Genomic DNA, 23056 nt, shown 5'->3' on the forward strand with positions numbered 1-23056 from the left:
TAAAAGTAAGGGTTTACCTCACTACCTACAAAATATTTGTAATTAAGGCAGGGGCAATTCCTAGCAAGATAGTAATCATTATACAAAAGATAAGAACAAATTTATAGGCGAGGCTCAATTGAATCGATTCACTGTTTTCTGACTCCCTTAAATACATAGCAATTATTACTTTAAAATAGTAATAAATACCTACAGCAGCCATCAAAACTGCAATAGCAATCAACCATGTATAATTAGCGGCAATTGCCACTCCGAAGATATAAAACTTACCAAAAAAGCCTGCTGTTAATGGAATACCACCCAATGAACATAGAGCTACTGTCATTACAAATGCCAAAACAGGATTAGTGCGACCTAAACCGTTAAAAGCCGAGAGATCATCCGAACCCTTTTGCTCTTTAACAGCAACCATAACACCAAAAGAGGCAACCGAAGCAATTGAATAAGCTACTGAATAGATTAAAATTGCATTTGGAGAAGCCTGACCCAACAACAAGATAGCTATAAGCATGTATCCAGCATGAGAAATACTTGAATAGGCTAGCATCCGTTTTACATTCTGCTGGAATGCTGCGGTAATGTTACCTATCAAAAGTGTGAGCACCACCATTACTACAAGTGTAACAGTCCAGATAGCAGGTACAGATGTAAATGCTGATCCAAATAAACGCAGGAATGCTGCAAATCCAGCTGTTTTAACTACAGTAGACATGAAGGAGCTAACTAAAGTTGGTGCTCCCTGGTAAACATCCGGAGTCCAGAAGTGGAATGGAGCCACCCCTACTTTAAATGTCATAGCAATAAGCATGAAAATTACCCCTGCATAAAATAATAGAGGTTGCTCTGAAGCCTTACCTGCAATTTGCACCAGGTTAAAGCTTCCGGTTGCACCGTATATTAAAGCAATACCAAACAATAAAATACCAGTTGCGAATGAACCCATTAAAAAATACTTCAATGCGGCTTCATTCGACGCACTATCCGTTTTTTTAATACCGGCCATGATGTACATGCTAACCGACAGAATTTCGATACCAATGAAAAGCATTGACATATTCTGGAACGATACCATTACCACTCCACCTGACAATGCGAACAGCAAAATAGTATAGTATTCAGCAACATTCGAACTGATCTTCTCAAAATAATTGCCTGATAAAAGAAAAATAAGAATGGTTGTAGCGATTAAAAGGATGCTGAATGCAATAGCATAATTGTTAAACACCAGCATATCGTTGAAATAGGATATATTTTTATCCCAAACACAAACAAGAGATGCGGCAGCACCCAAAAGTCCCAAAACAGAAACCGGCAATAAGGCACTTTTAACCTTATATAAGCCCAAGTAAAGAACTACAATCGCGGTAATCGCTATAATGATAATTGAACTCATTCTTTGTTATTATTTTGATTGCATTAATTCAAGCTGCTTAATTTAATTGGGCAGTTAAATCAATGAAATAATTATTACTGCATTTTTAGTTTAATGATCTCAAGTAAATTATTTACTGAGGCTTCAGAAATATGAAGCAGGTATTGCGGCTTAAATCCGAAGAAAATCACCATTGCACAAATAGCATACAATACCAATTTTTCAGCACCTATGACATCAGTGAAATTTGCACTTGCAGTTCCTTCTTTTCCAAACATTACATTTCCGTACATGCGCAACATATAAACTGCACCGAAAATGATCGTTAGCCCGGCAACAATCGCATACCAAACACCATACTCATAAATACTATTTAGAAGAAGAAACTCACCCACAAAACCGTTGGTTAATGGTAACGCCACAGCTCCCAACAGAATGATCAGGAAGGTAGCTGCCAATACAGGTGCTTTCGAAGCGATTCCGCCTAATAAATAACTTTCACGAGCTTTCGTGCGATCAAAAATGATCTCAACCACAAAGAATAAACCCACAACGTTAATACCATGGCTGATCATTTGAATCATGGCACCTTGCATCCCTTGCACATTCAACGCGAAAATCCCTGCGGAGATTAAGCCTACGTGAGCAATTGAAGAATAGGCAATTAATCGTTTAATATCTTTTTGAGTAAATGCTATAATTGAGGCATAAACAACACCAATGATAGATAAGATTAAGGCTGTTTGACCCCATTGCATTAAGCCTAACGGCAATACAGGCAATAACCAACGCATCACTCCATAAATACCCATTTTCAGCATAATCCCTGATAGCAACATGGTTCCAACTGTTGGAGCGCTAGTATAAGTATCAGGCTGCCAGGTATGGAAAGGGAAAATTGGCATTTTGATAGCGAAAGCTAAAAAGAAGCACCAGAATAACCATGATTGCGTTCCTTTATCGAGCGCCACCTGATAAAACTGATTGATATCAAAACTATGACCCGGAGTTTGAATGAACAGGTAGATAATTCCTATTAACATAAACAAACTACCAAACATGGTATAAACAAAGAACTTGAAGGTAACACGAATGCGATCTTCACCACCCCAAATAGCTGAGATAAAGTAGATAGGAATTAATGCGGCTTCCCATGCTACATAAAATAAAAACGCATCAAGTGAAGTAAACACACCAACTAAGCCTGTTTGCATAAACAAAATCAAAGCATACAACGCGTGTGGTTTACGGAACTCTTTACGAAACGAAGAAAGAATAATTAATGGAACCAATACCGTGGTTAATAAAACCAACAGGAAGCTAATTCCATCCATACCTACTTTGAAGTGAATGCCCAATGATTCAATCCAAGGTTGATTATAAATAAACTGAGAATCTGGATTAGCGTAATCAAACTTAGTCCAGGCTAATATTGCCATCGCCAGCTCAATCAATGAAAATCCAAGAGCAATATTCTTAGCCTGTTCACCGCGGATAAACGCAACTATTACCGAACCAAGAAGAGGGAATAAAACCAGTAATACTGTAATATAATTGATCATCTCTCTCTAAAACAAAAAGTTAAATACAAGAATTAAAATAATACCCACTACCATCATAAATAAATAGTTTCCGATGTAGCCGGTTTGAATACGACGGAATTTATCCGCGCTCCATTGCGTTAATTGGCCGAAACCATTCACAACTCCATCAATAATAGACTTATCAAGAATTCGATAGAACAATTGTGACAAACTATCTAAAGGACGTGTGAATACGGCATTGTAAATCTCATCGATATAAAACTTATTGTAAGATGCCTTTTCAAGACCTGAACGAGGAGCGGTTTCAGCAGCTGGAACAACTTCTTTTCTAACATAAACAGTATACGCGTAGAAAATTGATATTAATACACCTAAGACAGAAGCACCCATCAAAGCATACTCAGTTTCATGAGACAAATGACCATGATGAGCAGCGTTTAAAATCTGGGTCGATTGACCAAATACCGGTGATAAATATTCATTAAGCAAATGCGAGCCGTGTAATGCTTCAGGAACTCCTACAAAACCGCCAAATACCGATAATACGGCTAATACAATTAAAGGAATGGTCATCGAAGCTGGAGATTCATGCAAATGATGATGTTGCTCTTCAGTTCCCCTGAATTTGCCATTAAAGGTTAAGAAGAACATACGGAACATGTAGAAGGCTGTTAATAAAGCGCCCCCAACACCAATCGCCCAAATAGTAGGACTTACTTCGAATGCATGGGCCAAGATCTCATCTTTGGAGAAGAAACCAGAGAATGGAGGAATTCCGGCAATAGCTAACGTACCCATTAACATGGTAAACCAAGTAATTGGAAGGTGTTTCTTTAAACCACCCATTTGACGCATGTCCTGTTCACCGCCCATAGCATGAATAACACTACCCGCGCCTAAGAACAATAATGCTTTGAAAAATGCGTGGGTCATTACGTGGAAGAAAGCACCGGTGAAGGCACCAACACCCAGTCCCAAGAACATATAACCTAACTGGCTTACTGTTGAATAAGCCAATACTTTCTTAATGTCGTTTTGAGTTAATGCGATCACCGCTGCAAAAATTGCCGTTGCCAAACCAATACCTGCTACTACAGCCATAGAAATTGGAGACAATACATATAAGATGTTTGAGCGGGCAATCATATAAATACCGGCTGTAACCATGGTAGCAGCGTGGATAAGCGCTGAAACTGGTGTTGGACCGGCCATTGCGTCAGGTAACCAAGTATATAAAGGCAATTGAGCACTTTTACCCATAGCACCTACAAATAACAGTAAAGTTATCGTTGTTAAGACAGCCGTGCTTGCGGTTTGTGCTTGAGGAAATATATCGGCATAACTAATGCTGCCAAAAGTTGAGAACAACATGAAAATACCGATCAGGAATCCTAAGTCACCAATACGGTTCATTACAAAGGCCTTTTTCGCTGCATTTGCATATTCCGTTTTCTTAAACCAGAAACCGATCAGTAAATAAGAACATAAACCTACGCCTTCCCATCCAATAAACATGATCACATAGTTAGAGCCCAAAACAAGCAATAACATGAAGAATACGAACAAGTTTAAGTAAGCAAAGTATTTACCGTAACCTTCATCATCATGCATATACCCGGTAGAGTATACGTGAATTAAAAATCCTACGCCGGTAATGATCAACAACATGATTGATGTTAACTGATCGATAAGGAAAGAGAAAGGAATTTTTAATGTTCCTACGGAAATCCACTCATAAAGATCGATGGTTTTTGCACCGTTTGCTTTGATATCAAAAAACACCAGAATGCTTAGGATAAACGATCCTAAAACAGTTGCGCAGCCAACAAGGCCAACTAAACCTTTAGGATTTTTCTTATATCCCAATCCATTGATCAGGAAACCAATTAAGGGAAGTACAGGTATCAGCCAGGCTAATTGTTCCGTCATTTCTTAGTTCAGTTTGCGTATTTGTTTGGTTAGATGAATAGATCATCCACCTAAATAATTTTAATTCTTTAATTTATTTAACAGGTCAATGTCAATTGAATTGTTATTTCTGTAGATCATTACAATGATGGCCAAACCTACAGCAACCTCTGCTGCAGCCACCGCCATAATGAAAAACACAAATACTTGTCCTGCTGCATCTCCACGATACGCTGAAAAAGCTGTTAATAATAAGTTTACAGCGTTTAACATCAGCTCAATAGACATGAAAACGATAATCGCATTTCTGCGGGTCAACACTCCTATAATTCCAATGAAGAAAATAATAGAGCTTAATAAAATGTAATGATTAAGCGGAACCAGTGTAATGGCATTCGTTATATTTTCCATATCCTTATTTTGTCTCCTTTCTGGCTAGCAGAACTGCTCCAACCATTGCCGAAAGGAATAGAATAGATACAATTTCAAACGGTAAAAGGAACTCTTTAAATAATACTTGACCCAGATTCTTTACTAAGCCCATATCCACTTCTTGAATAACAACCGTGTTAGACGGATCAGTGCTTTTCAAAGCTGCTGTTAATACCACCAATCCTATTCCTCCTGTAATAATACCTATGAATTTCATAAGATTAGTTTTCTGAGGCTCGGATTCAACGTTAAGGTTAAGCAACATGATAACGAATAAGAACAGTACCATGATTGCGCCTGCATAAACGATGATATTTACAATTCCAATAAACTGGGCATTCAAAAGAATATACTCACCCGTTAAAGTGAAGAATGTTAAGATCAGGTATAGAACACTGTGGATGGGATTTTTAGCCGTAACTACCAGCAGTGAGCTGAAAATGGCTACAAATGCCAGAAAGTAAAATAATGATTGAGTTATTGTCATGATAAAAACGCCGCGAATTTAATCAAATAGTTATTTTTTATGGATAGGTTCAACTAATTTGTCCTTACCATATACGAAATTCTCACGGTCGAAGCTAGCAGGTGGAATATCTCCATCAAGATAGATCGCTTCCTTAGGGCAGGCTTCTTCACAAAAACCACAGAAAATACAGCGTAACATATTGATCTCGTAAGTAGCTGCATATTTCTCCTCACGATATAAACCCTCTTCTCCTGGCTTACGTTCAGCGGCAATCATTGTAATGGCTTCGGCTGGGCAGGATAATGCACACAAACCACAAGCTGTGCAACGCTCCCGTCCTTCTTCGTCACGCTTCAATGAATGAATCCCTCTGAAGTTAGTAGAGTACTCACGCTTTACCTCAGGATATCGAATAGTAGCTTTTTTCTTAAAAAAGTGCTTAAGCGTAATAGTCAACCCCGACAAAATAGCCGGCAAATACATCCTTTCTGCAAAGGTCATTGGTTTTTGCTCAAGTACTTTTTTTCTATTGGTTAATGATTCCATTTTATCTTTTATACTCACATTTAATCAAACTGATCAAATGAGGATGTTCAATTAGTTAATATGTCCTGTTAAATACATTACCACACCTGTAATTCCGATGTTGGCAATTGCCAAAGGCACTAACATGTTCCAGCCTAAACGCATCAGCTGATCGTAGCGGAAACGAGGGATTGTCCAGCGCACCCAAACAAAGAAGAACAGGAAGAAGGCTATTTTACAGAAGAAAGCGCCTACACCGATAAGTGTGATCCAATATGAAGCAACACCTGCATTTGCCAAGGCTTCTTGTCCAGGGAAGTTATATCCTCCGAAGAATAAAGCTGATATCACTGCCGATGATACGAACATATTGATATACTCTGCAAACAGGTAAAACCCTAATTTCATACTTGAGTGCTCAGTGTGATAACCTGCAACCAGTTCCGATTCACATTCAGGTAAATCGAATGGCGTGCGGTTACATTCAGCAAACATGCAGATCAGGTAAATCAGGAAAGCCACCGGCTGATAGAAAACATTCCATCCAAGACCTTCCGTTCCTTTTAATCCATATAAAGTAGAGCCTTGTCCATCAACAATTCCACGCATACTTAAGGTACCCGTAACCATTAACAAGGCTATGATCGCCATACCCATTGCAATTTCGTAACTGATACTTTGAGAGGCCGCACGGATAGTACCTAATAAAGAGTATTTGTTGTTTGAGGCCCAGCCTCCAACCATCATACCATATACTCCTAGTGAAACTACTCCAAATATGTATAAAAGACCTACATTAATATCTGCAACCTGAAGAGAAATAACTTTATCCCCAAACACCAGATCACGTCCCCATGGAATAACTGCTGAACTAATGGTTGCAGTAAACATGGCCAATGATGGCCCCATGATGAAAAGCAATTTATTGGCATTTTCAGGAAGAATCTCTTCCTTGGTAAACAACTTAACACCATCAGCAAGTGGCTGAAGGATACCAAAAGGTCCTGCACGATTAGGGCCTAAACGGTCCTGGAAGAAAGCTGCAAATCTGCGCTCAACCAGAGTCATGTACATGGCCACCACAAGGCTAACCACTAACACAATTGTAATCAATAAAAACTTTTCTATTATTAATGCTGATTCCATTTTCGTTTTATATCGAACGATGCGAGATAACCTTTAGCCTATAATTGATTGCTACTGATCATTTACGCAAGTCGTGTTCTTTAAAAAATCTTTCTATCGATAACCGGTAATAACTCTTTCTCGTCGTAATGGTTTGAAGAAATTACCGAGTGGCGGTCAACTTTCGTAGGACCTTCAATCGTCCAGTCGCTGGTTTTCTTTTTGTCAAAACGACAGGTATTACAGATAAACTCATCAACCTCTCCGTATTGATCTTTACGACCAGTTACACGAATAACCTCTTCACCTTTATACCATAAGGTTACTTTACCGCAACACTTATCACAATCGCGATGAGCATCAACGGGCTTGGTAAACCAAACACGGTTTTTAAAACGGAATGTTTTATCTGTTAAAGCACCTACCGGACAAACATCAATCACGTTTCCTGAAAAATCATTATCGATAGCTTTTGAGATATAGGTTCCAATCTCTGAAGCATCCCCACGACCTAATATACCGTGAACACGATTGTCAGTAATCTGATCAGCTGTAAACACACAACGGTAGCAAAGGATGCAACGGTTCATGTGTAACTTGATCTTATCGCCAATATCAACCATTTCAAACGTACGACGCTTAAATTCGTAACGGCTTTGGTCTTTTCCGTGTTCAAATGAAAGGTCTTGCAAATGACACTCTCCGGCTTGGTCACATACCGGACAATCAAGCGGATGATTGATCAACAAAAACTCAACAACTCCTTTACGAGCCTCAACAACTTCGGGTGAGGTGATATTTTGAACCACCATTCCGTCCATTACTGTTGTACGGCAAGATGCAACCAATTTTGGCATTGGCCGAGGGTCTTTTGCAGAACCCTGAGAAACCTTCACCAAACAAGTACGGCATTTACCGCCACTGCCTTTCAGTTTGCTGTAGTAACACATTGCAGGTGGAACAACATCCCCTCCTATCATGCGAGCCGCATTAAGGATGGTTGTTCCCGGATCAACCTCAATCTCAATGTTATCTATCGTTACTTTTACCTTTTCAGACATAGTCTTAGTTAGAAGTGAGATTTGAGATATGAGAATGAGACTTAAAGTAATTTAGTCTCCTATCACACACCTCTCTCTTAATTATTTATTTTTTCTTTAGCCATGGAATTTGAGACTTTTGATTCTTGGTCTCATTTCTCACACCTAATATCACCTATCTCTATATTAACTTGCTTCTTCAACTACAGGAATTGGGTCAGCATAATTTGCTAATCCATAATTTCCATCCATAGCAGCTTTAGGATTATTCACATGCCACTCAAACTCATCACGGAAGTGACGGATAGCACTAGCAACCGGCCATGCAGCTGCATCACCTAAAGGACAAATAGTATTTCCTTCGATCTTCTTAGAAACGTCAACTAACAAATCTATATCACTCATTTTGCCATGACCGTATTCAATACGATGAAGTACTTTTTCCATCCATCCTGTTCCCTCACGACAAGGTGAACACTGACCACAAGATTCATGATGATAGAAACGAGAGAAGTTCCAGGTATTGCGTACCACACAAGCATCTTCGTCCATCACAATAAACCCCCCCGAACCTAACATAGTACCTGTTGCAAAGCCGCCTTCGGCTAATGACTCATAAGACATTAAACGAGGCTGACCATTGGCCAATTTAAGAATTAAGTTAGCTGGTAAAATTGGAACTGAGGAACCACCGGCTACAACAGCTTTAAGGCGTTTACCATTAGCTATACCTCCACAGTATTCATCTGAATAAATGAATTCCTCAACAGAAAGACCTAATTCGATTTCATACACACCAGGCTTATTAATGTTTCCTGAAGCAGAGATCAATTTGGTTCCGGTACTGCGCCCGATACCTATTTTAGCATACTCATCACCACCGTTGACAACGATCCAGCTTACTGCAGCAATTGATTCAACGTTATTAACTACAGTAGGGCAACCATATAAACCAGCAATAGCAGGGAATGGAGGTTTAATACGAGGATTTCCACGTTTACCTTCCAATGATTCTAAAAGGGCCGTTTCTTCACCACAGATATATGCACCACCACCTGGTTGAACATAGATCTCAAGATCATAACCGGTACCTAAAATATTCTTACCAAGGAAACCTGCATTTTTAGCTTCTGCAATGGCTTTCTCCAGGATTCGAATTTGTGGCATCATCTCACCACGAACATAGATATATGAAGTATTTGCTCCTAAAGCAAAACTCGATACGATCATACCCTCAATTAAGGTATGAGGAGTATGAGTCATTAAATAACGATCTTTGAATGTACCAGGTTCCGATTCATCGGCATTACAAACCAGGTAACGAGGAACACCTTCCGGTTTAGCTAAAAAACTCCATTTCATACCGGTAGGGAAACCGGCACCACCACGGCCACGCAATCCTGATTTCTTCACTTCTTCAACCACATCATCAGCAGACATGGTTTTCAAAGCTTTTTCAACCGCGGCATATCCACCATGCTGACGATAAACCTCAAAGGTGTTAATTCCGGGAATGTTAATATTCTTTAATAATATCTTTTGAGCCATACTAAACCCGAATTAATTCTTGTTTCTAAGTTGAGTTAACAATTCGTCAACACTCTCTTCTGTTAAATTCTCATAGAAAGTGTACTCAGGGCCAATTTGTAACACCGGTCCATAACCACATGCAGCTAAGCACTCAACCCCTTTAAATGAAAACAATCCGTCAGGAGTTACTTCACCTTCCTTAACGCCTAACTTGTTTTCCAGAATATTTATAATTTTTTCGGCACCTACCAGGCAACAAGGTCCAGTACGGCAAACCTCTAGTACATATTTACCAGAAGGTTTAAGATGATACATGGTATAGAATGAAGCTACCTCATAAACCTCGATCGGATTAATGTTAAGTAATGAAGCAACATAGTCCATTACCTCGGTGCTGCACCATCCGAATTCTGCCTGCGCCAAGTGTAATAATGGCAACAAAGCTGATTTTTGCCGGCTTTCCGGATAGCGCGCAATGATCTCATCCACTTTCTTAAGCGCTTCTGTCGAAAATTTTATCTCTTTTACTGCTAACATCCTTTTTAGAAGTGAGAGGAAGGATAATATCCAACCTCTTGTGTGCAATATGTTTATTTATAAATAAGCTGAAATGCAAGCTTACCTTAACTATTTTAAGCGTCCAATTCTCCAGCAATAACGTTCAAACTGCTCATTGCCAGAATTGCGTCTGAAATCATTCCTCCCTTAGCAATATCAGTATATGCCTGATAGTTGATAAAGCTTGGGCGGCGGAAGTGTAAACGGAATGGAGCTCGGCCACCATCAGTAATCAGGTAGAATCCTAACTCTCCATTACCACCTTCAACTGAATGATAGATCTCGGCCTTAGGAACTGGAACTTCACCCATCACAATTTTAAAATGATAGATCAACGATTCCATCGAACTGTAAACATCCTCTTTTGGAGGCAAGCAATAGTCAGGCACTTCGGCATTGAAAACACCTTTAGGTTCATTTTCCATCTTCACCAAAGCCTGTTTAATGATGCTTAAGCTCTGCCACATTTCTTCGTTACGTACCAGGAAACGATCGTAAATATCACCGGTAGTTCCAACGGGAATTTCGAATTCAAACTCTTCGTAAGAACAATAAGGTTTGGCCACCCGAACATCATAATCAACTCCGCAAGAACGTAACAAAGGCCCTGTCCAGCTATATGATAAAGCCTTTTCAGCGCTTACCGGAGTAACACCTACGCATCGGTCGATGAAAATACGGTTGCGGTTGAAAAGATTTTCAAACTCTTTCATAACATCCGGAAACTCTGCTATGAATTTCTTGATCTTGGCAATAGCGATGTCATTAAAATCACGCTCAAAGCCGCCAATACGGCCCATGTTCGTTGTTAAGCGAGAACCACAGATCTCTTCGAAGATCTCATAAATGTCTTCTCGTTTTTGAAAAACATAAAGGAAACCTGTGAATGCACCAGAGTCCACACCGATAACCGAATTACAAACCAAATGATCGGCAATACGACTTAACTCCATTGCAATGATGCGCATGTAATCAACTCGTTTAGGGGTTTGAATGCCCAATAGCTTTTCAACGGTCATATGCCAGCCCATATTGTTAATAGGAGCTGAACAATAATTCAAACGATCTGTAAGTGGAGTAATTTGGTAGAAAGGACGGTGCTCTGCAATTTTTTCAAACGCACGGTGAATATATCCGATGGTTGATTGTGCACTAACAATGCGCTCTCCGTCCAGCTCAAGAATATTTTGAAATACCCCGTGAGTAGCCGGGTGAGTAGGGCCAAGGTTAAGGGTTGTGGTTTCCTTCTCTAATGAATTATCGCCAAGTTTTATATGGGCCATATATGTTTAATGTTGAATTCAGAATCATGAATTATAAATGCTTGCATTTTAAATCCATAATCCAACATTGTTATTATCTGAATTATTAGATCACTACTAAAGATGAATGCTTCTGATAACTTTAGTAGCGCATTCTCTTTGGAGTATTATCGACCAAAATAATCGTCGTTTTTATCGGTACGGTTTGGATCTTCTAATGGAAACTCTTTTCTCATCGGGAAAGCTACCATATCGTCGACATTTAAAATACGACGTAAATCAGGGTGACCTTCGAAAATAATTCCAAAGAAATCATATGTTTCTCTCTCCATCCAGTTAGCTCCTAAGAACAAGCCCGTAAGAGTTTTAATTCTTGGGGTACTTTCAGGAAGAAATACTTTAATACGAATACGAATGTTGTTAGTTAAACTGTGAAGATGGTATATCACTCCAAGAGCAAGCTCCTGCTCGGGGTAATGAACACCACAGATATCAGTAAGAAAGCGAAACTTCAACTCTTCATCATTATAAAGAAATTGAATAACATCGATAACTTTATCTTTAGTAGTAGTAAGTGTTAGCATGTCATGTGGCTCACTAACATTAAAGATAGCATCAGCAAATTTTAACTGAAGTTTATCTAATACAGCTTGGTTATTCATTTTTACTTCTGCCATATTATTGAATTCCGTATTTTGCTAATAATTGTTTGTATTCGTCCGAGTCGCGACGACGAAGAGATTCGTTTTGCACCAATTCCTGAATACGTGTCAATCCATCGATTATACCTTCAGGACGAGGAGGGCAACCAGGAACATACACATCAACAGGAATAATTTCATCAATACCCTGTAAAACGCTATAGGTATCAAAAACGCCTCCGCTACATGCACATGCTCCAACAGCCATCACCCAGCGAGGTTCTGCCATCTGTAAATATACCTGGCGAAGAACCGGAGCCATTTTCTTAGCAATGGTACCCATTACCATTAAAAGATCGGCCTGGCGTGGAGAAAAGCTCAAACGTTCTGCTCCAAAACGACCCAGGTCATAATGGGAACCCATAGTAGCCATAAACTCAATTCCACAACAAGAAGTGGCAAATGGCAACGGCCATAATGAATAAGAACGTGCTAAGCCAACTGCTTTATCTAGAGAGGTTGCAAAGAAACCCGCTCCTTCAATACCCGCAGGGGCCTCAACCATTTTAATCTCGCTCATACGATGATAATTTTCTCAAAAAACCTCTTATTATCTATTAAAAAGAGTAACAAAAGTACAACAATAATCAGATTAATATTGTTCTGAAGTACGCCAGACTCATTTTAGAATGATTCTAAACTTACTACTCCCAATTTAGAGCCCCTTTTTTAATGATGTAAATAAAGCCCAGTAACAGGAAGATCATGAACGTGAACATTTCAAGCATTCCTAAAATGCCTAGTTCACGAAAATTTACGGCCCAAGGGTACATGAAAATTACTTCAACATCGAACAACACAAACAGTATTGCAACCAGGAAGTACTTAACTGACATGGGATGACGAGCATTTCCCTGAACTTCCACTCCCGACTCGAATGGGGTTAATTTATCAGAAGTTTTACGCTTAGGACCGATAAGGTGGGTAGCAAGCATTGTAACTACCACAAAACCAACCGCTACAAAAAACTGGAAAGCTACCGGTGCATAGTTAACAGGCAATTGCTCTAGTAATAACATACAATAGGATTTGAAATCTTTTGCAAAAATAAAAAAGAGAAGGTAAGTTTAAAACAAACCTTCTCTTTGGAGCAATATTTTATTAAGAAATTTTAATTTCTTGACTGAATCGTCACTACTTATTCTTGGCGCCTGGACCATTTAATGCCTTTAAAACTTCTAAGGCTTGCGGGTCATTCGGAGCCAATTCTAAAATTTTATTGAAATAGACTTTTGAAGCAGCAACATCTTTTTGAATATTAAAGGTATAATCGCCCATGTAGCGATAAGCCTCAATAAGATATTTCACGTTCTTTTGCTTATCAGCTTCGCCAAGTTCAATAACCTTCTCGTAGTACGGACGAGCTAAACCTTGTTTATTTCCTTCGTCCATTCTATAGTTTGCTAAAGCACGGTAAGAATACCCTTGTACATATGTTGGGCTTAATTCATTAACCTTTGCAAAAGCACTATCTGCCTTTTGATATTTCTCCGAATATAATGCCGATAAACCGTAATACAAATAATCTACAGGCTGCTTTTTAACCTCTGTTTTTTCAAAATAAGCTTCATATGTTTTAATAGCAGCAGGATACTGTTTTGCCAAATAGCTCATCTTTCCTAACATCGGGTACAAGTCGGTTCTTGTGGGATCTTTATCAATAGCTTTTTGCAAATATGAAATTGCTAGAGAATCCATCTTATTATCTGAAAGGATTTTAGCCATATACTCATAATCCGTATTGATAAGACTTGCTTCTGCTTGTTTTGTAAAGAAAGTATTCATCGCGTCCAATGCCTCTTTTGGCTTTTTGATCTCATAAGCCGAATAAGCCAGCAAACGATACATTACCGGTTTAACCTGGCATGTTTTCATTAACAGATTAATTTCATCATACGCTGCCTGATATTGTTTTGCAAGAAACAACATACTCGCATAACGCGTATTGGAGTTGCAAGAGGCGTCAGTTAACGCTAAATACTTATTCTTATAAATATCTACAGCTTTCGCGTATTGGCCTGAAGAATAATACAAAACGGCTAATTCGCGGTAAGCAGGTCCATAATTCGGATCGATCGATATTGCCTTTTCTAACGGAGCTAATGATGATTCATAACTTTGAGCACCACGATAGATCAAGGATTGAGACACATAAGCTCTTAAATAATTTTTATCCAGATCTAATGCTTTGTTATAATTAGCAATTGCATTGTTTGCATCTTTTTTTAATAAATAAGCATCTCCTAAAACAGTATACACCTCAGCACTCTTAGGAGCAATTTTTTTAGCCTGCTCAATATAACCTATGGCAGTTTCAATCGATGCAGCATCGCCACCCTCAGCGGCTAATGCATAGGCACGTGCTGTTTCAAGATACGGACGATAGTCTTTTTCCTTTTGGCCTAAAGCAATCGCCTTATCAAATAATGGTTTTGCCGCGTCAAAGTGTTTATTTAGAATTTCTAATTTCCCTTGTCCCACATAGTTTAGGGGAAACTGGGGATTTACTGCCACACCTTTATCAAAAAATACCTGAGCAGAATCGGGTTCAATAGTTTTTAAGTAAACATCACCCATGTAATAAAAGCTCTCTGCTGTGGTAGCAGGATTCTGTGCAAGTTTTGCTAATAACGCCTTTGCCTTTTCGTACTGCTCTACTTCAATTGCTTTTCGTGCATCACTAATAGACTGGCTATAAGCAAACCCTGCTAACAAAACTAAAGCAGAAACTATGTTTAAAGCCCTCTTAATCATTTTCATAATCTAAATTTATTTTATTTAAACAAATCATTATCTGATATCTGAACTAAACGAACTGGCATAGTAGCGGGAACCAAACCCGACTTCAACACAATACGTTGTCCTTTATCTCCAGCAATGAAAGCTGCAAAACCTGTTCCTAAGCCCATGTATGATTCCCGACTTAGCAGGTACACTCGTCTTACCAATGGATAAAAGCCTTGTGCAATGTAAGCTTGGTAAGGTTTACGAAACTGCCCAGAACCTGGTTGCCCATCATCGGGTGCAATTGCAGCAATTTTAACTTTTTTCAAAAATCCTGTAACCGCAGAATCATCAGCATCGCTTATCCAATTCACTCCAATAATTCCTAGTGAATTCTTATGCGTGCTAACATACTCAATAACTTCCTTATTAGTTTTAACAGAGTAGAAATTTTTTGCCGAAAATTGATTCTTACCTGCTAATTCTTTCATATACCTCACAGTACTGGAGTTTGGATTATCAAACACAATTGTAATTTCTTCATTACTATTCGCCTTATCCAGTTGATTCCACTTAGTAATATTACCGGCAAACAAGTCTCTAAGGTTAGCCATTGAAAAGGTCGAATCATTATTTGCAGGGTTTACAATTAACGCAATGGCGTCGATAGCAAACTTAGTACTCCGAACTACCAACTTTTTAGCCTGAAGAGGTTTGAGTTCATCAGCTGTTAACTGACGGGTTACGATAATTGCTCTTGCCGAATCATTAAGAAGGTCAGCAACAGCCTCTCCTTCGGATTTGAAATGAGCATTAATTTTAGCTGCAGGATAGATACCATGAAAAACATCCAATTCTGCCTGAACAATTGGCTCAAAGGTCTCATCAACCGACATGCTGATTTCTCCGGAAGTGGTTGTATCCAACGTTTTTTGACTAGAGTTATTTCCACAGCCAACATTTAAGACTGCGAAACAAAAAGCAAGTCCAAACAAGAATATCCCTTTTGAAAAATGTAACCTATTCATACTCTGAATTATCCTTTTTTATAAGCCTATAACTTCTAAAGAGCCCATATAGTATGATGCTCCCTCCAAGTATCAACTTATTGGTTGGTGAAAGATTCGCTAAAACATTGGGCATAAACATTATCATGCTTCCCAAAACCAGGTAGGCAAGGATAAACACTACCCCTAAAATCAGCAAAAATCGCTCTTTTGGCGATTTTTGCTTAAAGTTATTATCAAACTGTTGCTCCATTAGAGCTTAATTGATGTTTGTAAATTAATCTAACCTGAACATGATTGGTAAGCTGAAGTGTACACGCACAGATTTACCATTTTGTTTACCTGGCTTCCACTTAGGCATTGCTTTCACAACGCGGGCAGCTTCTTCATCACATCCCGAACCGATACCGCGCAGTACTTGCACGTCGGTAATAGAACCATCCTTTTCAACTACAAAGGTTACCGTTACACGACCCTGAACGCCATTTTCACGAGCCATTGGCGGATACCTTAACGTTTTACCAATGAATTTACCAATTTGTTCCATACCTCCAGGATATTCTGGATTTTCCTCTACGTGATAGAAAATCTCCTGGGTATCTTCAACAACCTCATTACCAGTACCAGTACCAATAACAGGTTCATCAACTTGAGGCGGAGCGTCATCATTACCTTTTACGGTTGCTGTACTAACTTCTGCCTTAATTTCATCCTGTACTGGAGGTGGTTCTTCATCACGCACTTCTTCATCCTTTTTAATAACCGGTGGCGTAAACTTAATAGTTGAACGCACCGGAGGAGGAGGAGGCTCCGAAGGTGGAGGAGGCGGAGGAGGTTCGTTTTTGTTAACCGGAGGTGGAGCCATTAGTTCATTGGACTGCACCACTTTAATATCATTGTCTTCAGGAACAATTCCTGAAACAATGCGAGCAATAACTGGAGCTGCTACGCCTAAAGAGAAGAAAATAATAGCCAATATGGTACCTTTCTTCATGTTCTTAGAATACTGCTTACGCAGATCATAAGCACCATAGGCCTTATTCCGTCCTTCAAAGACGTATTCGCACCATCTGCTATCTTCTAAATCAATCTTTCCTGCCATTTTTCGACAATGTTTTTATCTTACTTTTGAACGTAAGGATTATCATTAATCATTTTCAAATCACCAGGAGCTATATCAACAATCGCATAGCGACCATTGTTAGTGATATTCATCTCATCAAGGATATCAACAAGATTTTTATATCTTGATTTATCATCTGCCTTAATCAAAATAATTAAGCCATTTTTATAGTTCCTGATGCGAGAATAATTCGCTTTAAACTCATCCTCGGTAATTTTACGGTCATTGGCCATCTGTTTGTAAATCCTGATGGAGTCAAGAGCCGGATTGCGTTTACGACTTTCTTCTAACAATATTTTACGAATACCATTAGCCGAAAAGTTTGTAACCAAAGGATTTTCCACCTCTTCGCCTATACCGAAGTAGTAAACGATTTGGTCTTTACCGGTTAAAAGGATAGTCATCGCCTGAGAAGCTTTGATTTGAGTCTTATCCTTCTCCTCAATATTGTCCTTAACCGGCATATTAATATCCATTACGGATGGTTTGCTCATCGAGGTGGTTAACATGAAGAATGTGATCAACAAGAAACCAAGGTCAACCATTGGAGTAAAATCCACGCGAGTTGAAAGTTTCTTGCCTCTCTTCTTTCCACCCTTCTTATGATCACCGCCCCCGGAGGTAGCTATATCTGCCATTGCTCAAATTTCTTTAAAAGGTTATAAATTAGGAGCTTGTTCCATATTGGTAATAAAATTGAAACGGTTAGCCTTTTGAGCCTGTAATGTTGCAATGATATTTTTTACGACTGGATAGTTAGAGTCACGGTCGCCTTTAATAGCAATAACTGCAGTACTATTAGTAACACGACGCGATTCAATAACCCAATCTTTCAATTCATTGGTTGCATTTTGAGTAGAGTCGCAAGGAATACCTTTTGTTTCTTCATTGTATTTCTTACGTTGATCTTTGCTCATTGCAAGGTAACTTTTCAATTCATTCAGAGGAGCGCCGAAGTTAGCTAACTTCGAAAACTCTTCTTTTTCCGCAGGAGTAAAAGACAATTGCCTTTTAGACGCGATATTATCCAATAGGGCTTTTCTAAATTCCGTTCCTTCTAATCCAAAGAATATCTTTCCTGTTTTATCCACAGAAATTAAAATTACTTTGGTATCAGGAAGTTTTATTTCCGAAATAGAAGACGGAGTGTCAACTACAATAGCTTCCTCTGGCTTAAATTGAGTTGCCAACATAAAGAAGGTCAACAACAAGAAAGCCACATCGGTCATTGCCGTCATATCCACCCACGTACTCTTGCGCGGAACTTTAACTTTTCCCATCTATCTTATTATTAACGTATAATATATCTATTAATTATCTATCAGTCAGACTAATACACAAGCAAAATCTTACTTGTGTTTAGCTGCGAAGTTTTGAATGATGCTGTAACCAGCCTCATCAATAGCATAAGTAATAGTATCGATACGAGTCGTGAAGTAAGCATAGAATACTGCAGCAATTGCAGAGTTACCAATACCTAATGCAGTGTTGATAAGTGCTTCAGAGATACCTACCGCAAGTGCAGCTGAGTCAGGAGCACCTGCATTACCTAAAGCCGAGAATGCTTTGATCATACCTAATACGGTACCTAATAGAGCGAATAAAGTTGATACTGATGCTAAAGTAGCAGTGATCACCAAGTTTTTCTCTAACATTGGCAATTCAAGAGTTGTTGACTCTTCAACCTCTTTTTGAATAGCTAATACTTTCTGGTCAACATCCATACCGGTTGCAGTTTCCATTTCTTTGTATTTAACCAAAGTTGCTTTTACTACGTTTGCTACCGAACCTTTTTGAATGTCGCACTCTTTAATAGCGGCTTCAACGTTACCTGCGTTCAATAATGAACGAACTTTTGCAACGAATGCCTGAGCAGAACCTTTACCTGAAGCTGCAGAGATTGTAATAAAGCGCTCAATTGCAATTGTTAGGTTGATCAATACCAATGATAATAAGATTGGTACAACCACACCACCCATGTAGATAAGGCCTAAATAGTGACCAGCACCTTCTGCTATAGGATGTCCACCTACTACACCACCCTCAAAATTTGACGGGCTACCTAAAATAAATTTGAAAATCAAAATACCTACTAAAATACAAGTAGGGATTACCCAAGCCGCAAAATTTGAATTGAACTTAGCGTTCTCTACTTTCTTAGCTGTTTGTTGTGCTGCGTTTGCCATTTTTTAAAAAAATTTAATTAATCTTAAATCACTTAATTAAGTTTCAATTATGCTACATTATTTTTTGAGCGTTTGCAAAAATATTAGTTTTTCGATAATAAAAAATTTTTTTTCAACGAATCTTAATTATTTAATATTGACCAAAGTAATCCCTGTCAAAATTTAATTCTTCCACCTTGACTTAAATCAATAATAAATAGTTTTCCGCCCTTAAGATTAAAAACATTATTGAAGATATCAAGCTTTAACAATTATTCTTATGATGCTCAGCTGATTAAATTTCCATAATTTATTTCAAAAAAAAAGTCCCAACCGAAGTTGGGACTAATTGCAAACACAAACTATTATAAAAATTAAACTTGAACTGACATTTTAGGCAGAGCATCTTTCATTTCATCACTTGCACAATCAGCAAACTGTTCAAAGTTTTTGATGAAACGTTGTGCAAGGTCATTTGCCTTTTGATCATACGCTTCTTTGTTTTCCCATGTATTTCGAGGATTCAAAACCTCTGAAGGCACATTTGGACAAGCAGACGGCATATTCAATCCAAAGATGGAGTCTTTAATATATTCCACATTATTCAACTCTCCTTTTAGTGCAGCTGAAATCATAGCACGTGTATATGAAAGTTTCATTCTTGATCCAACACCATAAGGACCACCTGTCCAACCAGTATTAATAAGCCATACATTCACATTGTGCTCATCCATTTTCTTGCCTAACAAATTAGCATATTGAGTAGGATGCAGTGGAAGAAAAGCCTTGCCAAATCCTGCTGAAAATGTTGCCTGCGGCTCAGTAACACCAGCTTCAGTTCCTGCAACTTTAGCCGTATAGCCTGAGATAAAGTGGAACATAGCCTGCGATTTCGTTAATCTTGAGATCGGCGGCAATACACCAAAAGCATCGGCAGTTAAAAAGAAAATATTTTTAGGCGCTGTTCCAATAGACGGATTAACAGCGTTTGCTATATAATTAATAGGATAAGAAACCCTTGTGTTTTCGGTAACATCAATATTTGAAAAATCTACGGTTGATGTGCCGGCGTAACAACGAATATTTTCTAATAAAGAACCGAATTTTATTGCATTGAAAATCTGAGGTTCTTTTTCAGCGGTAAGGTCAACACACTTAGCATAGCACCCGCCTTCAAAATTAAACACAGAATCAGTAGCCCAACCATGCTCATCGTCGCCAATAAGTGCACGTTCAGGGTCAGCAGATAAAGTGGTTTTTCCAGTCCCCGATAATCCGAAGAAAATTGCAGTATCACCATCCTTACCAATATTCGCTGAGCAATGCATTGAAAGCACTTGTTTTTGATGAGGCAGGATAAAATTTAATGCAGAGAAAATACCCTTTTTAATTTCACCGGTGTATCCAGTGCCACCAATAATGATCATCTTACGAGTAAAATTCATTATTGCAAAATTGTGCTGGCGAGTTCCATCAATCGCCGGATCGGCCTTAAACCCAGGAGCAGCAATAATAGTCCACTCAGGAGTAAAAGTGGCGATTTCTTCCTTAGTAGGGCGTAGGAAGAGGTTGTTGGCAAATAAGCTTTGATAAGCTGTTTCAGTTACAACCCGAATATTTAATTGGTGATTTTGATCAGCACATGCATATGCATCGCGAACAAAAACTTCTTTGCCGCCTAAATAAGCCTGCATACGGTGTAAAAGCTGATCGAATTTTGCCGGCTCAAATTTGATATTGATATCACCCCACCAAACGGCGTCCCTGGTAATATCATCACAAACTATAAAACGGTCCTTAGGTGAGCGTCCGGTAAATTCACCGGTGTCAATTGATAACGCGCCTGAATCAACTAAATGTCCTTCGCCGCGACAAATAGCTTCTTCTACTAACTCTGCTGGTGTTAAGTTCCAATAGGCGGCGGCTACATTACCTAAACCAATAGTTAATAATGTAGCGTCCGGAGCCTTGAATCCTAATTCATTCTCCATAAAAATTAATTTGATTGATTGGTACTGCAAAAGTGAGTAAAATAGCCTGAAAAGGCAAATAAAGGGCGATTCCTGTTGATGGATAGCGTTTAAATTACACTATTAAAAACGAGGTTTAAATGAAATAGGCAAAGAAATACTTAAAAAAATTAACCACCAATTTTTTTTATTTTATAATTTAATGACTGCAAAATGGTTAAAATCCGGTCGCGAAAATCGCCTTGAACAAGTATTTCACCATTTTTTACACTGCCGCCAACACCGCATTTCGTCTTCAGCATTTTCCCTAATTCTTCCAAGTCACTGGTTGTTCCTATAAAACCTGTAACAAGTGTTACAGCCTTACCCCCACGTTGTTTTTTATCAAGTTGAACTCTTAAATCCTGCTTATTAGGAGGCAATGTGTCCCGAATTTCACTTTCTTCATATTGATATTGAAACTCAGGATCAGTAGAATACATAATTCCTGAAATATTTTTCTTCTTCGACATAAAGTTTGGTTTGGTGTTATTTAGTTAAAGGCACTAGTACTTTCATAGATGCAGGCCTTATTTTAATATCAAGTTGGCCATTTAATTCGCGAGGCTCTCCATCCAAGTGTACTGCTCCGTTTTCTTTTCGTTGTACTATTATTTCTTTGGCTTTTATAATTTCAACATACGATGAATGATGTGCAGTACCTGACATTAATCGCCAGGCAAGTGCCGGAAACTGATAAGCAGGGAATGGTTTAACTACCGAAACATCTAACCATCCATCAGAAATATCGGCCAAAGGGGCTATTTGGGCATTATTGCCAAATTGAGTTGAATTCGCAAAACTGATCATAAAAGCTTTTCTGAAATACTTTTCCCCGTCTATGGTCAATTCATACTCCTGGGACTTATATTTTTTGAATTCTTTTAAAACCGATTTTACATACCCAGAAAATCCTCTCTTTTTATTGTTGGCAAAAAGAGCGCTTATATGCGCATCGAAGCCAACACCTGCAGTGTTAAAAAACGGTACATCATTTAAAATAGCCGAATCAATTACTTTTATCTTGTTATGATTAAGTGTTTCGATCGCTTTTCTAGGATTTGTGGGGATACCAAGATGAAGAGCCAGGCCATTTCCCGAGCCAAAAGGAATAATTCCCAAAGCCACATCGGCGTTAATACTCATTATGCCTCGTGCCACTTCGTTAACGGTTCCATCGCCACCAACTGCTACAACCACATCAAAGCCCAAGTGAACTGCCGACTTTGATAGCTTACGAGCATGATCCACTGCATTTGAATATGCCATTTCATAGTCGTACTGATTATGATCAAGATGATCAATAATAAGCTGCTCTATTCTTTCCTTGCTTTTTCCACCCGAAATAGGGTTAATAACAAATAGGATGTTCTTTCTCACAATTAACAATGCAATAAACCGCAACTGCAAAGATGCAGAAATTTAACAATGCTTTGTAAAGTCTTTTTTAAGACATCATTAACTAAAATATAATTTCTATAGAATTGATATTTTTTAATTAATTTATCGAAAATAAAATAATTATTACTTTTGCGCAGTTAAGTGGATTGATTTGATTGCTT

The 23056-nt window shown here is 38.5% G+C and carries 24 protein-coding genes; all 24 read right to left on the reverse strand.

What is annotated here, in order from left to right:
- Positions 1–25 precede the first annotated feature (25 nt).
- The 24 genes from C3K47_RS08420 to C3K47_RS08535 all read right to left on the reverse strand — a co-directional run bounded on the left by C3K47_RS08420 (position 26) and on the right by C3K47_RS08535 (position 22874).
- The gene (locus C3K47_RS08420) at positions 26–1393 is read right to left on the reverse strand and encodes an NADH-quinone oxidoreductase subunit N (protein WP_103788681.1); all 1368 of its coding nucleotides are present in this window, start codon (positions 1391–1393) and stop codon (positions 26–28) included.
- 74 nt (positions 1394–1467) lie between these two features.
- Complete coding sequence (locus C3K47_RS08425; protein ID WP_103788682.1) at positions 1468–2934, reverse strand: complex I subunit 4 family protein; 1467 nt, start codon at positions 2932–2934, stop codon at positions 1468–1470.
- A 6-nt stretch (positions 2935–2940) separates the two neighbouring features.
- Entirely contained in the window at positions 2941–4845 is a 1905-nt protein-coding gene (gene nuoL / locus C3K47_RS08430; RefSeq protein ID WP_103788683.1) for an NADH-quinone oxidoreductase subunit L, read from the reverse strand.
- 60 nt (positions 4846–4905) lie between these two features.
- Positions 4906–5235: an NADH-quinone oxidoreductase subunit NuoK gene (gene nuoK / locus C3K47_RS08435; protein ID WP_103788684.1), complete on the reverse strand. Its 330-nt coding sequence runs from the start codon at positions 5233–5235 to the stop codon at positions 4906–4908.
- Between the two features lie 4 nt (positions 5236–5239).
- Positions 5240–5743: an NADH-quinone oxidoreductase subunit J family protein gene (locus C3K47_RS08440; RefSeq protein ID WP_207765261.1), complete on the reverse strand. Its 504-nt coding sequence runs from the start codon at positions 5741–5743 to the stop codon at positions 5240–5242.
- Between the two features lie 30 nt (positions 5744–5773).
- On the reverse strand, positions 5774–6271 hold the full coding sequence (locus C3K47_RS08445; RefSeq protein ID WP_103788685.1) for a NuoI/complex I 23 kDa subunit family protein: 498 nt from the start codon (positions 6269–6271) through the stop codon (positions 5774–5776).
- Between the two features lie 51 nt (positions 6272–6322).
- Positions 6323–7396, reverse strand: coding sequence for an NADH-quinone oxidoreductase subunit NuoH (nuoH, locus tag C3K47_RS08450; protein WP_103788686.1), 1074 nt, complete (start codon positions 7394–7396; stop codon positions 6323–6325).
- 80 nt (positions 7397–7476) lie between these two features.
- Positions 7477–8436 carry a 2Fe-2S iron-sulfur cluster-binding protein gene (locus tag C3K47_RS08455; RefSeq protein WP_103788687.1) on the reverse strand — a complete coding sequence of 320 codons (960 nt, stop codon included), beginning with the start codon at positions 8434–8436 and terminating at the stop codon, positions 7477–7479.
- A 165-nt stretch (positions 8437–8601) separates the two neighbouring features.
- Positions 8602–9963 (reverse strand): NADH-quinone oxidoreductase subunit NuoF, encoded by a 1362-nt coding sequence (gene nuoF, locus C3K47_RS08460; RefSeq protein WP_103788688.1) that lies wholly within the window; start codon positions 9961–9963, stop codon positions 8602–8604.
- A gap of 12 nt (positions 9964–9975) precedes the next feature.
- On the reverse strand, positions 9976–10482 hold the full coding sequence (locus C3K47_RS08465; protein WP_103788689.1) for an NADH-quinone oxidoreductase subunit NuoE family protein: 507 nt from the start codon (positions 10480–10482) through the stop codon (positions 9976–9978).
- A gap of 95 nt (positions 10483–10577) precedes the next feature.
- On the reverse strand, positions 10578–11786 hold the full coding sequence (locus C3K47_RS08470) for an NADH-quinone oxidoreductase subunit D (RefSeq protein WP_103788690.1): 1209 nt from the start codon (positions 11784–11786) through the stop codon (positions 10578–10580).
- 146 nt (positions 11787–11932) lie between these two features.
- Positions 11933–12442 (reverse strand): NADH-quinone oxidoreductase subunit C, encoded by a 510-nt coding sequence (locus tag C3K47_RS08475; RefSeq protein WP_103788691.1) that lies wholly within the window; start codon positions 12440–12442, stop codon positions 11933–11935.
- A 1-nt stretch (position 12443) separates the two neighbouring features.
- A complete protein-coding gene (locus C3K47_RS08480; RefSeq protein WP_103788692.1) occupies positions 12444–12986 on the reverse strand; it encodes an NADH-quinone oxidoreductase subunit B in 543 nt (180 codons plus the stop codon).
- 124 nt (positions 12987–13110) lie between these two features.
- The gene (locus C3K47_RS08485) at positions 13111–13485 is read right to left on the reverse strand and encodes an NADH-quinone oxidoreductase subunit A (protein ID WP_103788693.1); all 375 of its coding nucleotides are present in this window, start codon (positions 13483–13485) and stop codon (positions 13111–13113) included.
- Between the two features lie 115 nt (positions 13486–13600).
- Entirely contained in the window at positions 13601–15226 is a 1626-nt protein-coding gene (locus tag C3K47_RS08490; protein ID WP_103788694.1) for a tetratricopeptide repeat protein, read from the reverse strand.
- Between the two features lie 14 nt (positions 15227–15240).
- The gene (locus tag C3K47_RS08495; RefSeq protein ID WP_103788695.1) at positions 15241–16218 is read right to left on the reverse strand and encodes a PstS family phosphate ABC transporter substrate-binding protein; all 978 of its coding nucleotides are present in this window, start codon (positions 16216–16218) and stop codon (positions 15241–15243) included.
- The gene (locus C3K47_RS08500; RefSeq protein WP_103788696.1) at positions 16211–16450 is read right to left on the reverse strand and encodes a hypothetical protein; all 240 of its coding nucleotides are present in this window, start codon (positions 16448–16450) and stop codon (positions 16211–16213) included. The genes C3K47_RS08495 and C3K47_RS08500 overlap by 8 nt, the downstream gene beginning before the upstream one ends.
- A 24-nt stretch (positions 16451–16474) precedes the next feature.
- The gene (locus C3K47_RS08505) at positions 16475–17299 is read right to left on the reverse strand and encodes an energy transducer TonB (RefSeq protein WP_103788697.1); all 825 of its coding nucleotides are present in this window, start codon (positions 17297–17299) and stop codon (positions 16475–16477) included.
- A gap of 20 nt (positions 17300–17319) precedes the next feature.
- Complete coding sequence (locus C3K47_RS08510) at positions 17320–17958, reverse strand: ExbD/TolR family protein (RefSeq protein WP_103788698.1); 639 nt, start codon at positions 17956–17958, stop codon at positions 17320–17322.
- A 21-nt stretch (positions 17959–17979) separates the two neighbouring features.
- Positions 17980–18600 carry an ExbD/TolR family protein gene (locus C3K47_RS08515; protein ID WP_103788699.1) on the reverse strand — a complete coding sequence of 207 codons (621 nt, stop codon included), beginning with the start codon at positions 18598–18600 and terminating at the stop codon, positions 17980–17982.
- A 69-nt stretch (positions 18601–18669) separates the two neighbouring features.
- Complete coding sequence (locus C3K47_RS08520; RefSeq protein WP_103788700.1) at positions 18670–19506, reverse strand: MotA/TolQ/ExbB proton channel family protein; 837 nt, start codon at positions 19504–19506, stop codon at positions 18670–18672.
- Positions 19507–19859: 353 nt separating this feature from the next.
- Positions 19860–21476 carry a phosphoenolpyruvate carboxykinase (ATP) gene (pckA, locus tag C3K47_RS08525; protein ID WP_103788701.1) on the reverse strand — a complete coding sequence of 539 codons (1617 nt, stop codon included), beginning with the start codon at positions 21474–21476 and terminating at the stop codon, positions 19860–19862.
- Between the two features lie 149 nt (positions 21477–21625).
- Positions 21626–21967, reverse strand: a complete 342-nt coding sequence (locus C3K47_RS08530) for a translation initiation factor (RefSeq protein WP_103788702.1) — start codon at positions 21965–21967, stop codon at positions 21626–21628.
- A 16-nt stretch (positions 21968–21983) separates the two neighbouring features.
- Positions 21984–22874 carry a diacylglycerol/lipid kinase family protein gene (locus C3K47_RS08535; protein ID WP_103788822.1) on the reverse strand — a complete coding sequence of 297 codons (891 nt, stop codon included), beginning with the start codon at positions 22872–22874 and terminating at the stop codon, positions 21984–21986.
- Positions 22875–23056: the final 182 nt, after the last annotated feature.

The sequence above is a fragment of the Solitalea longa genome (assembly GCF_002920915.1).
Classification (GTDB): Bacteria; Bacteroidota; Bacteroidia; order Sphingobacteriales; family Sphingobacteriaceae; genus Solitalea; species Solitalea longa.